This window comes from Isoptericola sp. Y581, from assembly GCF_059445475.1.
This window is the reverse complement of the sequence record NZ_JCAIUK010000001.1, coordinates 48,114-59,295: the sequence shown is the minus strand read 5'-3', so window position 1 is coordinate 59,295 and position 11,182 is coordinate 48,114. Positions and strand designations below refer to the sequence as shown.

The window sequence follows — 11,182 nt, the reverse complement described above, 5'->3', positions numbered from 1 at the left end:
CATGCTGTGGGGGGTCCAGTGGTGGGGGACACCAGTCCTCCTCCCCCCCCCCCGCGGCCGCGCCCCACCCGCAGGCACAGCAGCGCCAGCGCCTCCAGCCCGGACTCGAGGCCGGTCATGCCGGTGCCCGCCAGCCCGGTGGCGGCCGCCCGCACGGCGTCCTCGACCTCGGCGTCGGGCACGCGCTCGACCGCGGCGCGCACCGTGTCCGACCACGACGTGAGCACCTCGACCAGCGGGCGCTCGTGGTCGGCCGCAAGCCGCCGCGCGGAGGCGGCGTGCCCGCCGGCGCCCGCCACGTCCCCGAGCGCGGAGCGGGCCTGCACAAGCACCAGGTGGCCCAGGATCTCGTCCGTCGCCAACCCCGCCCGGGCGGCCACGTCCACGAGCTCGGCGCCGAGGGCGTCCCGCACCGGCGCGAGCCCGGCGCGCCCGCAGGCGTGCAGGGCCGCCGCACCCAGCGCCCGCGCGAGCGTGGCGGGGTCGCCGGCCCGGCGCGCGAGCTCGACGGCCTCCTGGGCCGCCGCGTGCCCGACGCTCCCCCGCGCGCCGCGCAGCTCCGTGGCGAGGACGGCGAGCAGCCGCGAGCGCGTGCGGTCCGAGGCGCCGGCCCCGAGCTCCCGCAGGGTGTGGTCCGCGACTCGCGCCAGGGCCGCCGACTCGGCGGGGTCGTCGGGGACCGGCCAGACGCTCGGCACGTGGAACGCGTCGAGCACGCGGGCGGTGAGCGCCGGGTCCCCGCGCCGCTCGGCGGCCTGCACCACGGCGAGGCGCTGGTCGCGGGCCTCGGCGAGCCCGCCCGTCACGGCCGCCGACCCGAGCAGCGCGGCCGACTGCTCGAGCCGGGCACCGCCGCCGGACGTCGTCCGCGCGAACGTGTCGGCGGCCTGCGCCCACAGGTCGGGGCCGTCGCCGGCCTCCTGGCGCAGGATCCGCGCCTCGGCCTCCGCCAGCCGCGGGCCCGGGTCCAGACCGAGCTCATCGGCGAGCGCCCGCCGCGCCCGACGCAGCACGGCCAGGGCGTCGGCCTGCCGGCCCTCGGCGCGCAGGGCCAGGGCGAGCAGCCGCCAGCCCTCCTCGCGCCAGGGCTGGGTCGCGACGTGCCGCTCCAGCCCCGCGACCGCGTCGGCCGCACGATCCAGCGCGAGCAGCGCCTCCCCGCGACGTTCGACGGCCCCGAGCCGCAGGTCCTCGAGCCGCGCGCGCTCGGCGGCCGCCCACGGAGCGTCGATCCCCGCGTACGCCTCGCCCCGCCACCGCCCGAGCGCGGCATCCAGCCGGCCGAGGGCCGCGGCGGCGGGCAGCCGCGCGGCCTCCCCGGCGAGGCGCTCGAAGGCGTCGGCGTCGACCGCGCCGGCGGGCGGTCGCAGGGCGTAACCGGGCCCCTGCGTCACGAGAAGCCGGGCCGCCGCGCGCGGCGCACGGTCCGGCTCGAGCGCGCGGCGCAGCGCCGCGACGAACGTGCGCACCGCCCCCACAGCGCCGTCGGGCGGGTCCGCCCAGAGGTCGTCGACCAGCGTGGCGAGGCCGACCACCCGGCCCCGGGCGACGACGAGCCGCGCGAGCAGCTCACGGTGCCGCGGCCCGCGCAGCGCGAGCTCCGCGCCGTCGTCGCCCCAGGCCGTCACGGGCCCCAGGACGCCGATCGTCAGCATCCGCCCCCCCTGCTCCACCGCTGCTCGTCCGGTTGCTCATCCAGCGCTCATCGGCACCGTCGAGTCTGAGCGTGTCACCCCGAACACCACTCCCGAGAACGACGGAGCAGCCATGACCCCCTCTCCCACCATCCCCGGCTTCGACGACGTGCGCGTCACCGTCGACGACGGCGTCGCGCTGCACGCGGCCGTCGGCGGCTCCGGGCGCAGCTCCGGCCCGGCAGTCGTGCTGCTGCACGGCTTCCCGCAGACCCACCTGTGCTGGCGCCACGTGGCGCCCGCGCTCGCCGCCGACCACACGGTGATCGTCCCCGACCTGCGGGGTTACGGCGCCAGCGACAAGCCCGCCGAGGCCTCTCGTGACACGTACTCCAAGCGGACCATGGCCCGCGACGTCGTGCGGCTCGCGGCGGAGCTCGGCGTCGACCGGTTCGCCCTCGCGGGTCACGACCGCGGCGCGCTGGTCGCCGTCCGCGCGGGCCTCGACCACCCCGGCGTCGTGACGCACCTGGCGACGCTCGACGTGCTGCCCACCCTCGACATGTGGGACGTGCTGCACGGCGCGGACGCCGCGGTCGCGTTCCACCTGTACCTCATGGCGCAGCCCCCGGGCCTCCCGGAGGCCATGATCGCCGCCACCGCCGACCGGTTCTTCGGCCACTTCCTCGACGCGTGGACCGCGCCCGGCACCCCGGCACCGTTCGACGACGAGGTGCGCGCCGAGTACCTGCGCCGGTCGCGGGAGGCGGTGCCGTCGATCGTCGCCGACTACCGGGCGTCGGCCGGCATCGACGTCGAGCACGACCGCGCCGACCGCGACACGGGGCGCCGCCTGGCCATGCCCGTCACCGTCGTGCAGCAGGACTGGGGCGCGATGCTCCGCTACGACGCCGCCGGTCTGTGGCGCGCGTGGGCGCCCGACCTCGACCACCGCACCACGACGGCCGGGCACTTCATGGCCGAGAGCGCGCCCGAGGAGGTGCTGGCCACCCTGCGCGACCTGCTCGCCCGTTGACGGCCGGCGGCGCTCACGCCCCGTGGACGGTGAGCACGTACCCCTCGGGGCCGACGAAGGAGAACGTGGGGCCGAAGGGCGTGTCCGCGACGGGTGTGAGCACCTCGACACCGGCCGCCAAGAGTCCGTCGCGCAGCGCGACGGCGTCGGACGTGGCGAACCAGAGCGCGACGCCGAGGCCGGGCCGGCCGGCGTCGAGGTCGGTGCCGGGCAGCGGCTCGCGGACCGCGATCGGGACTGGCTCGGTGGCGAAGACGACGGCGCCGGGCGGGGCGGCCGGTGTGCGGCGCAGCCCGAGGTGCTGCTCAAGGAAGGCCGCGGCCGCGTCGACGTCGCGGACCTGCAGCGCCAGGAAGTCGAGGCCGGTCACGGTGGGGGCGCTGGCGGACATGATGTTCCTCCGTCGATCTCAGGACGGTGCTCTCGGAGCACCGATGTCAGGATGCTGACACCCACGACGTTACGACCGGCGCGGTCATGTGTCAATATGTTGACATGCCATCGCCGCAGCCGGTCTCCCCGCACCCCGCCCCCGACGTCACCGAGTACGTCGGCTACCGCCTCAAGCGCGCGCACTCCGCACTGCGCGGCGCCCTCGACGCCGCGCTGCGCGAGCACGACCTGACCGTGCCCCAGTACTCGTGCCTCGAGGTCCTCGCGCTGCGCCCGGGGCTGTCCAACGCCGAGCTCGGCCGCGCCACCTTCGTCACCCGGCAGTCGATGAACCTCGTGCTCCGCGGGCTCCAGGAGGCCGGGCTGACGACGCGTCCCGACGTCGTCGACCACGGCCGCGCCCGCCCGGTGCGCCTCACCGACGCCGGCGAGCGCCGGCTGAGGTCCGCTCAGGAGTCCGTGTATGCCGTCGAGGCCCGCATGGTCGCCGGCATCCCCGGGACGCGGCTGGCCGCCCTGCTCGACGACCTCGACCGGATCGTGCGCGCGCTCGACGCCTGACCGGCGGAGGGCTCAGGCGGTCCACTCGTGCACGACGTCGTACCCGAGCTTGACGATGAGCGCGCCGACCACGACGACGAAGACGACGCGCACGAACGCGCTGCCCTTGGCCACGGCCATGCGGGCGCCGATGTACGCGCCCACGAGGTTGGCGGCGCCGATCATCAGGCCCAGCCCCCAGATGACCGCGCCGTGCGGCACGAAGAAGAGCAGGGCGCCGAGGTTGGTCGCGAAGTTGGTGATCTTCGCGAGCGCGGACGCCGGCAGGAACGCGTAGCCCAGCACGCTCACCAGCGCGATCACGAGGAACGTGCCGGTGCCCGGGCCGAGCAGCCCGTCGTAGGCGCCGATGATCAGCCCGATGCCGGCGGCGGTCCAGCGGTGCCGGTTACCCTCCCAGCGCAGGTTGTCGTGCGCGCCGAGCTTCGGCTTCAGCACCGTGTAGGTGGCCACCACGACGAGGACGACGAGGATGATCGGCTTGAACAGGTCGGCGGGGATGCGGCTCGCCAGCGCCGCCCCGCCGAACGCCCCGACCAGCGCCGCGATCGCCATCGGCCCCGCGGTGGTGAGGTCCGGCCCCACCCGCCGGTAGTACGTGATCGAGCTGGTCGACGTGCCCATGATCGAGCCGAGCTTGTTCGTCGCGAGCGCCTGCACCGGCGAGATCCCCGGCACCAGCAGCAGCGCCGGCAGCTGGATCAGCCCGCCGCCGCCCACCACCGCGTCGACCCAGCCGGCGGTCAGTCCGGCGAGGACGAGCAGGACGATCGTCAGGACGTCGAGGTCAGGCACGCGCGAATTTTGCCACGCCGCTCAAGAGTGCAGCGCGTCGTACTCCGCCTCGGCGGCGACGTCGTCCTCGACGTCGAGCCGCAGGTGCGCGAGCACGCCCTGGAGCACGCGCAACGCCGACGACGCACGCTCACCCCACGACGACAGGTAGCTGAACTGCCACCACCACAGCCCCTCGAGCTCGTGCCCGTCGTCGAAGTGCTGCAGCCCCTTGGCGAGCTCCTCGGCCACGCAGGCCAGGTCGCCGGAGATCGTGGCCGGGGTGACCTCGGCGTTCAGCGCCGGGTCGGACACCTCGACGTAGTCGTCGAAGCCGTCGAACATCTTCGCGAGCGCGTCGCGCAGCGGGTCGACGTCGGTCTCTGGGCCGGCGTCGGGCTCGAAGCGTTCGGCGGGCACGACGTCGACGATCGCCGCGAGGCGCGCGCCCGCGGCCAGCAGGTCCGACGTCGCGAGGATGAGCAGGGAGAGCTCGGCCCCCGGCGCGGCACCGGACGCCACCTGCGTCGTCGTCGACAGGAACACGCGTGCCTGCGCCGACATCTGCTCGGCGACGTCCCGGAACTCCGAGCTGGCCTCGATCTCGCCCACGATGCTGCCTCCTTCGTCGTGCCGGCGGCCGTCGGGTCTCGACAGGCTCGACCAGCGGGGAATCAGCCGCCGACGACCCGCCGGCCCTCGAAAGCACGTCCGAGAGTGACCTCGTCCGCGTACTCCAAGTCTCCCCCGACGGGCAGGCCCGACGCGAGACGAGAGACGGTCACACCCATCGGCGCGATGAGGCGCGACAGGTACGTGGCCGTGGCCTCGCCCTCGACGTTCGGGTCGGTGGCGAGGATGACCTCGGTGACCGTGTTGTCGGCCAGACGGGACATGAGCTGGCTGATGCGCAGGTCGTCGGGGCCGACGTTGTCGATCGGGTTGATGGCGCCGCCGAGCACGTGGTACTTGCCGCGGAACTCGCGCGTGCGCTCGATCGCGACCACGTCCTTGGGCTCCTCGACGACGCAGATCACGTCGACGCTGCGGCGCGGGTCGGCGCAGATGCGGCACATCGCGGACTCCGCGACGTTGCCGCACGTCTCGCAGAACTGCACGCGCGCCTTGACCTCGGTGAGCGCGTCGGCCAGCCGGCGCACGTCCGAGGTGTCGGCCGCGAGCAGGTGGAACGCGATGCGCTGCGCGCTCTTGGGCCCGACGCCGGGAAGGCGGCCGAGCTCGTCGATCAGGTCCTGGACTGCGCCCTCGTACACAAGGGGTCAGCCTACGGGCTCAGACCCATCCCTTGGCCCGCGCGAGCCGCACGGCCTCGTGCCGGTTCGCCACCCCCAGCTTCGCCACCGCGGAGGAGAGGTAGTTGCGCACCGTCCCGGGAGCCAGCGAGGCGCGCTCGGCGATCTCCTCGACCGGAGCGCCGTCGGCGGCGAGCTCGAGCACGTCCGCCTCCCGCGGGGTCAGCGGCGAGTCGCCGGCGGAGATCGCGTCGGCGGCCAGCTCGGGGTCCACGTACCGCCCGCCGCCCGCGACCTGCCGCACCGCGCCGGCCAGCACTGCCGCGGAGACCGACTTCGGCAGGAAGCCGCACACCCCGGCCGCGAGCGCCTTCTTGAGGTAGCCGGGCCGTCCGTGGCTCGTGACGATCACGACGCCGCACTCGGGCACGGAGGAACGCACGGTCTCGGCGACCTCGATTCCGTTGGCGCCCGGCATCTGCAGGTCGAGGACCGCGACGTCGGGCCGGTGCCGCTCGATCGTCGCCACGGCCTCCGGCCCGTCGCCCGCCACCGCCACGATCTCCAGGTCGTCCTCGAGGTCCAGGAGCTGCGCGACCGCGTCGCGGATCAGCGCCTCGTCGTCGGCGAGCACCACGCGGATCATGCGGCCTCCCCGCCGGCGGGCACCCGGGCCGTGAGGACGAAACGGTCGTCGTCGGCCGCGACGTCGAGCGCACCCCCGACGCCGGCGAGCCGCTCACGCAGCCCGACGAGCCCGGCGCCGCCCTCCAGCCCGGCGACCCCGGCGACTCCCGCCCGGGCGCCGTCGTTGCTCACCCTCAGCACCATCTCTCCCGTCCCCTCCTGCACACTCAGATCGATCCGGCTCTCCCGGGCGGCCGAGTGCCGCACGATGTTCGTCACGGCCTCGCGCACGGTCCACGCGAGCGCGTCGGCCTGCGGGGCCGCGAGGTCCGGCACGTCGCCCACCACCCGCACGGACACCCCGGCGGCGCGCAGCACGGACCGGGCGCCGTCGAGCTCGGTCGCCAGGTCGGCGGCACGATAGCCAGCGACGACGCCGCGCACCTCGCGGAGCGAGTCGTGCGCGAGGGTGCGCACCTCGTCCATCTCGTCGGCGCCCCGCGGGTCCCCCCTGCGCGCGAGCGCGGCGGCGAGCTCGGACTTCACCGCGACGGCGGACAGTGCGCGGCCGACGACGTCGTGCATGTCCCGGGCGATGCGCAGCCGCTCCTCCGCGACCGCGAGCCGTGCCGACGTCTGCCGCGCGGCGTCGAGCTCGCGCACCACCTCGAGTATCCACATGGACAGTCGCAACGTACCGGCCCAGAACAGGACGAAGAGGTACGTCAGCACCGCGAAGGCGACGGCCCCGGGGGCCTGCCCGGCGCCGGTACCGGTGGCGAGCCGCACCACAACCACGACGAGCGGCACCGCGAGCCCCGCCAGCGCCACCGCGCGGATCCGGAGCGCGACGGCAAGCGCCCCGAGGGTGGCGCCCCCGCACACGGCGATCATCGCGGTGCGCGGGTCGTCGATGATCCCACCGCCGGCGGACGGCGGCAGCACCACGACCGCGGTCACCACCACGGCGCACGTCGCCAGGAGCAGGCCGACGACGACGGGCCGCGGCCGTCGCCCGGTCACCAGCGGCCCGTCGAACCCCGCGTGCACGGTCGCGAGGCAGAGCCCGACGTGTGCCGCGGCGAGGGCCACCAGGGTGATCGTCGCGCCGGTGCCGGGCAGCTCCGCCTCGGTGTTCGACACCGCCACGACCGCGTAGAGGTAGAAGAACGGCTCGAGCAGCACGAACAGGTACAGGCTGACGCGGGTGTACATCTCGACCCCGCGCGCGCCTCCGGCCAGGAGCGCGGTAGGCGGGTGGGCGGTCTTCACGGGCACAGCCTGCCACGACGCGCCCCGGCCGGGTTGGCTCGTCACCGACGCGGCTCCCAGCGCATCCACCGGCGCGCCGCGAGCAGGCCGAGCACGGTCCAGGCGGCCAGGACGGCGACGGGGAGGCCCGCCGCGGCGAACGTCTCGCCGAAGGTCAGCACCCGGCCGTCCGGGTCGATGCCGCCCGCCCCGAGCAGCATGAGGTCGGTGATCGGGCGCAGTGGCGTGAACGTGCCGACGGTGGTCAGCACCCCGCTGGAAGCGCCGGGCCCGCCGAACAGGCCGGCGAACGGCATCGCCACGATCAGCAGCGGGAGGGTCGTGAGCTGCGCGGACTCGACCGTCCGCGACAGGCCCGACGTCGCGGCCGCGAGCACCGTGAGCATCGCGGCCCCGCCCAGCACGGCCACCACGATCAGCAGCGGGTTCACGAACGGGGGCGGCTCGAGGAACACCGACACCGCGACGATGCCCAGCACGGTCTGCGCCAGCGCGACCGCGAGGGCCGGGACGGCGGCGCCGGCGAGGATCTCCGCCTTCGAGCACTCGCCCACGAGGTAGCGCTTGAGCACCAGCTCCTCGCGGCGCGCCACGTACGCGACCGTGAGGTTGTAGTAGACGACGAACGCGAGCGCCATGAACACCAGGAGATTCAGGAGCACCGCGCCCTGGACCCCCGAACCTGCGTCCGTCCCGCCACCGATGCCGCCGAGCGCGCTGGCCAGCGCGACGGTCAGGGGCGGCAGGGCGAGCGCGTTGAACAGGGCCGTGCGGTTGCGCACGAGCAGGCGGAGCTCCGCGCGGGCCAGCGTCGAAACCCGGCGCAGGCTGACGCGCCGTGCCGGGGGCGGGGTCGCCCGCCGGGACGCGGTCGGGGTCGTCGTGGTCATGCCGCCACCTCCGAGGTGTCGATCCGGTCGGTGCCGGCGTCGTCCATGGCGAGGAACGCCTGCTCGAGCGACGCGGACCGGGCATCCAGGTCGTCAAGGCGCAGCTGCCGGGCGTCGGCCCACTGCAGCAGGGTGAACAGGTCGTCCTGCAGGCTCGTGGTGCGCAGCCGCAGGCGGCCCGTGTGGTCGACGTCGGGCGTGCCGACGGCGCCGGCGAGCGCCGGCAGGTCGGCCGCCGTGGGCACGACCGCGCGGCCGCCGGTGTTCCGCACCACGAACTCCAGCCGGGCGGGCTCGCCGGCGACGATGTCGGCCACGGCCCCGGTCCGCACGATGCGGCCGTCCTGGAGTATCGCGATGCGGTCCGCGAGCTCCTCCGCCTCCTCGAGGTAGTGGGTGGTGAGCAGCACGGTGGTGCCCGCGGCGAGCATGTCCTGCACCAGGCGCCAGGTGGCGCGGCGGCTCTCCGGGTCGAGGCCGGTGGTGGGCTCGTCGAGGAACAGCACCTCGGGGTCGCCCATGGTCGCGAGGGCCAGGTCGAGGCGACGCTTCTCGCCGCCCGACAGGCTCGCGACCCGCACGTCGGCGCGGTGGGAGAGGTTGACGGCGGCGAGCACGTCGTCGACCGGGCGCGGCCGGGTGAGCGTGCCGGCCCAGGTGCGGGCGGTCTCCACGACGGTGAGGTCGCCGGAGAAGCCCGCGCTCTGCAGCATGATCCCGAGCGAGCCGACGACCTTGCGCCGCTCGCGGTAGGGGTCATGGCCCAGCACGCGGACCGTCCCGCCGTCGGACGGGGCGAGCCCCTCCACGAGCTCGACGAACGACGTCTTGCCGGCGCCGTTGGAGCCCAGCAGCGCGACGAGCTCGCCGCGACGGACGTCGAGGTCGACCCCGCGGACGGCCTCGAAGGTGCCGTACCGCCGCCGCGCCCCGCGGACGTTGATGATGGGTTCCGAAGTCATGACCCCAGCCTCGTGGGGGCGCGTCGCCGCAGGTAGTGCCGCCGCTCACCGGTTCCCGTGAACCGCGCACGGGGGGGCCATGACATCTGTCACGACGCCCCGTGCTTCGCGACGTCGGACGGCAAGCCGACCAGCCACGTGGTGCCCGGGGAACGGAGATCGTTCACGAGCGCGTGCATGGCGGGGAAGTGAGGAACGCTCGGCGGGGATGGCGAGGGCCAGCCGGGAAGTCTCACCTTCCGGGACGCGGGGGTGCACACACCCCGCGAGGTAGTCCCGATCTCGGCGAGGTAGTTCGAGACGGCGCGAGGTAGTTCGAGCCTGCCGCGGGGCAGGATGTCCGCATGGCACCCGGAGAAGACACCGACGAGATCGTCGCCCTGTACGACCAGGCCGGGAACGTGACGGGCAGCGCCCGCCGGTCGCGGGTACGCACGGAGAACCTGCGGCACGCCGCGACTGCCGTCGTCGTGCGCAACACCGCCGGCGACGTCTATGTGCACCGCCGCACCGACACCAAGGACCTCTACCCCGGCCGGTACGACTTCTGCGCCGGCGGCGTGCTGCGCGCCGGGGAGGACCCTCTCGAGTCCGCGCGGCGCGAGCTGGCCGAGGAGCTCGGCGCCACCGGCGTCGAGCTCGTACCCCTCGGCGTGGCCGACTACGCGGACGAGCACACGCGGATGCACGGCTTCATCTACGAGTGCACCTACGACGGGCCGATCACCTGGCAGCCGAAGGAGGTCGCCTGGGGCGCGTGGGTCACCCCGGCCCGCCTGCTCGAGATGCTGGATGAGTTGCCGTTCATGCCCGACAGCGTCGCCAACCTCTCGATCTGGCTCGACACCCTGCCGAGGTAGAGCCACCGTCGACGGAGAGGTGCTGGCGACCCTGCTCGAGGTGGTGCAGGACAGCGCGAGGTAGCTCGGCAGGTTCACCGTGCGACGAGCTCGACCTCGAAGCCGTCCTCGTCGACGAGGTAGGCCGCGCAATGCTCGGGGCCGCCGGCGAACGGGTGCCGGTCGGCGAAGAGCAGGCTCCAGCCGTGGGCGGAGGCCGCGTCGACGAGCGCGTCCAGCTGCTCGCGGGTGCCGGCGTGCAGGGCGAGGTGGTTGAGCCCCGGACGACGGCGGTCGTGCGCGTCGGCGGTCATCGCCGGGCTCTGCTCGACGACGACGTAGGCCGCGCCGAGCCGCCAGGAGCGGCCGTGCTCCCAGGTCTGGAACGGCTGGTATCCGAGGGCTCCGAGGAGCCAGCCCCACGACCGTTCCGCGCGGGCGAGGTCCGGCACCCACAGCTCGACGTGGTGGACGGCGCCGCGGTGCGCGCCGACGGTCACGCGGCTCCCGAGGCGTCGTCCCCGGTCGGTGCGACGAGCTCTGCCAGCAGGTCGACGGACAGCGGCGCGATCGGGTGGGTCGTGACCGGGCGGGCCGGGTCCACCCACACGTGCTCGGCGAGCTCCGCCTGCACCCGCAGGTCGAAGCCGGCGGGCAGGTCGAGCGTGAAGACGTGGGCGTCGACGACGTGGTCGGGCTCGTTGGCGGCGACGGCGGCGCGTCGGCCCAGCGGGCGGACGCCGGCCGGGTCGACGGCGAGGGCGATCTCCTCGGCGCACTCGCGCACCAGCGCGGCGACCGGGTCCTCACCGGGCTCGATCTTGCCGCCCACCTGCATGAACGCGCTGGTGCCCCGCTTGCGTACGAGCAGCGCGCGGCCGTCGCCGCGCACGATGACGGCCGCGACGATGTGCAGCGTCGTGGTGGTTCGCGCGGTCATG

14 protein-coding genes are annotated in these 11,182 nt (G+C 74.8%); 3 read left to right on the top strand and 11 right to left on the bottom strand.

Going from position 1 to position 11,182, the window contains the following annotated elements:
- On the bottom strand, nucleotides 1-1,655 hold a 1,655-nt coding region (locus AC1C2W_RS00310), incomplete at its 3' end, for an AfsR/SARP family transcriptional regulator (RefSeq protein WP_495412053.1).
- A gap of 112 nt (nucleotides 1,656-1,767) precedes the next feature.
- Here AC1C2W_RS00310 and AC1C2W_RS00305 point away from each other — a divergent pair.
- The gene (locus tag AC1C2W_RS00305; RefSeq protein WP_495412052.1) at nucleotides 1,768-2,670 is read left to right on the top strand and encodes an alpha/beta fold hydrolase; all 903 of its coding nucleotides are present in this window, start codon (nucleotides 1,768-1,770) and stop codon (nucleotides 2,668-2,670) included.
- Nucleotides 2,671-2,683: 13 nt separating this feature from the next.
- Here the strand turns inward: AC1C2W_RS00305 and AC1C2W_RS00300 are convergent, their stop codons facing one another.
- The gene (locus AC1C2W_RS00300; RefSeq protein WP_495388353.1) at nucleotides 2,684-3,061 is read right to left on the bottom strand and encodes a VOC family protein; all 378 of its coding nucleotides are present in this window, start codon (nucleotides 3,059-3,061) and stop codon (nucleotides 2,684-2,686) included.
- Between the two features lie 104 nt (nucleotides 3,062-3,165).
- On the opposite strand from AC1C2W_RS00300, the gene AC1C2W_RS00295 reads away from it, so the two are divergent.
- A complete protein-coding gene (locus tag AC1C2W_RS00295; RefSeq protein WP_495412051.1) occupies nucleotides 3,166-3,624 on the top strand; it encodes a MarR family winged helix-turn-helix transcriptional regulator in 459 nt (152 codons plus the stop codon).
- 12 nt (nucleotides 3,625-3,636) lie between these two features.
- Here the strand turns inward: AC1C2W_RS00295 and AC1C2W_RS00290 are convergent, their stop codons facing one another.
- The 7 genes from AC1C2W_RS00290 to AC1C2W_RS00260 all read right to left on the bottom strand — a co-directional run bounded on the left by AC1C2W_RS00290 (nucleotide 3,637) and on the right by AC1C2W_RS00260 (nucleotide 9,402).
- On the bottom strand, nucleotides 3,637-4,419 hold the full coding sequence (locus AC1C2W_RS00290; RefSeq protein WP_495388355.1) for a TSUP family transporter: 783 nt from the start codon (nucleotides 4,417-4,419) through the stop codon (nucleotides 3,637-3,639).
- Nucleotides 4,420-4,440: 21 nt separating this feature from the next.
- Nucleotides 4,441-5,010, bottom strand: coding sequence for a DUF5063 domain-containing protein (locus AC1C2W_RS00285; protein ID WP_495388356.1), 570 nt, complete (start codon nucleotides 5,008-5,010; stop codon nucleotides 4,441-4,443).
- 62 nt (nucleotides 5,011-5,072) lie between these two features.
- Nucleotides 5,073-5,672, bottom strand: coding sequence for a recombination mediator RecR (gene recR / locus AC1C2W_RS00280; protein ID WP_495388357.1), 600 nt, complete (start codon nucleotides 5,670-5,672; stop codon nucleotides 5,073-5,075).
- 19 nt (nucleotides 5,673-5,691) lie between these two features.
- On the bottom strand, nucleotides 5,692-6,297 hold the full coding sequence (locus AC1C2W_RS00275) for a response regulator (RefSeq protein WP_495388358.1): 606 nt from the start codon (nucleotides 6,295-6,297) through the stop codon (nucleotides 5,692-5,694).
- Nucleotides 6,294-7,550, bottom strand: coding sequence for a sensor histidine kinase (locus AC1C2W_RS00270; RefSeq protein WP_495388359.1), 1,257 nt, complete (start codon nucleotides 7,548-7,550; stop codon nucleotides 6,294-6,296). The genes AC1C2W_RS00275 and AC1C2W_RS00270 overlap by 4 nt, the downstream gene beginning before the upstream one ends.
- Before the next feature lie 41 nt (nucleotides 7,551-7,591).
- Nucleotides 7,592-8,440, bottom strand: coding sequence for an ABC transporter permease (locus AC1C2W_RS00265; RefSeq protein WP_495412050.1), 849 nt, complete (start codon nucleotides 8,438-8,440; stop codon nucleotides 7,592-7,594).
- On the bottom strand, nucleotides 8,437-9,402 hold the full coding sequence (locus tag AC1C2W_RS00260; protein ID WP_495388361.1) for an ABC transporter ATP-binding protein: 966 nt from the start codon (nucleotides 9,400-9,402) through the stop codon (nucleotides 8,437-8,439). The genes AC1C2W_RS00265 and AC1C2W_RS00260 overlap by 4 nt, the downstream gene beginning before the upstream one ends.
- Before the next feature lie 344 nt (nucleotides 9,403-9,746).
- Between AC1C2W_RS00260 and AC1C2W_RS00255 the strand changes: the two genes are divergently transcribed.
- Nucleotides 9,747-10,262 (top strand): NUDIX hydrolase, encoded by a 516-nt coding sequence (locus tag AC1C2W_RS00255; RefSeq protein WP_495412049.1) that lies wholly within the window; start codon nucleotides 9,747-9,749, stop codon nucleotides 10,260-10,262.
- Between the two features lie 74 nt (nucleotides 10,263-10,336).
- Here the strand turns inward: AC1C2W_RS00255 and AC1C2W_RS00250 are convergent, their stop codons facing one another.
- Both AC1C2W_RS00250 and AC1C2W_RS00245 read right to left on the bottom strand, forming a co-directional pair.
- Nucleotides 10,337-10,741 (bottom strand): VOC family protein, encoded by a 405-nt coding sequence (locus tag AC1C2W_RS00250; protein ID WP_495388363.1) that lies wholly within the window; start codon nucleotides 10,739-10,741, stop codon nucleotides 10,337-10,339.
- Entirely contained in the window at nucleotides 10,738-11,181 is a 444-nt protein-coding gene (locus tag AC1C2W_RS00245) for an NUDIX hydrolase (protein ID WP_495388364.1), read from the bottom strand. The genes AC1C2W_RS00250 and AC1C2W_RS00245 overlap by 4 nt, the downstream gene beginning before the upstream one ends.
- Nucleotide 11,182: the final 1 nt, after the last annotated feature.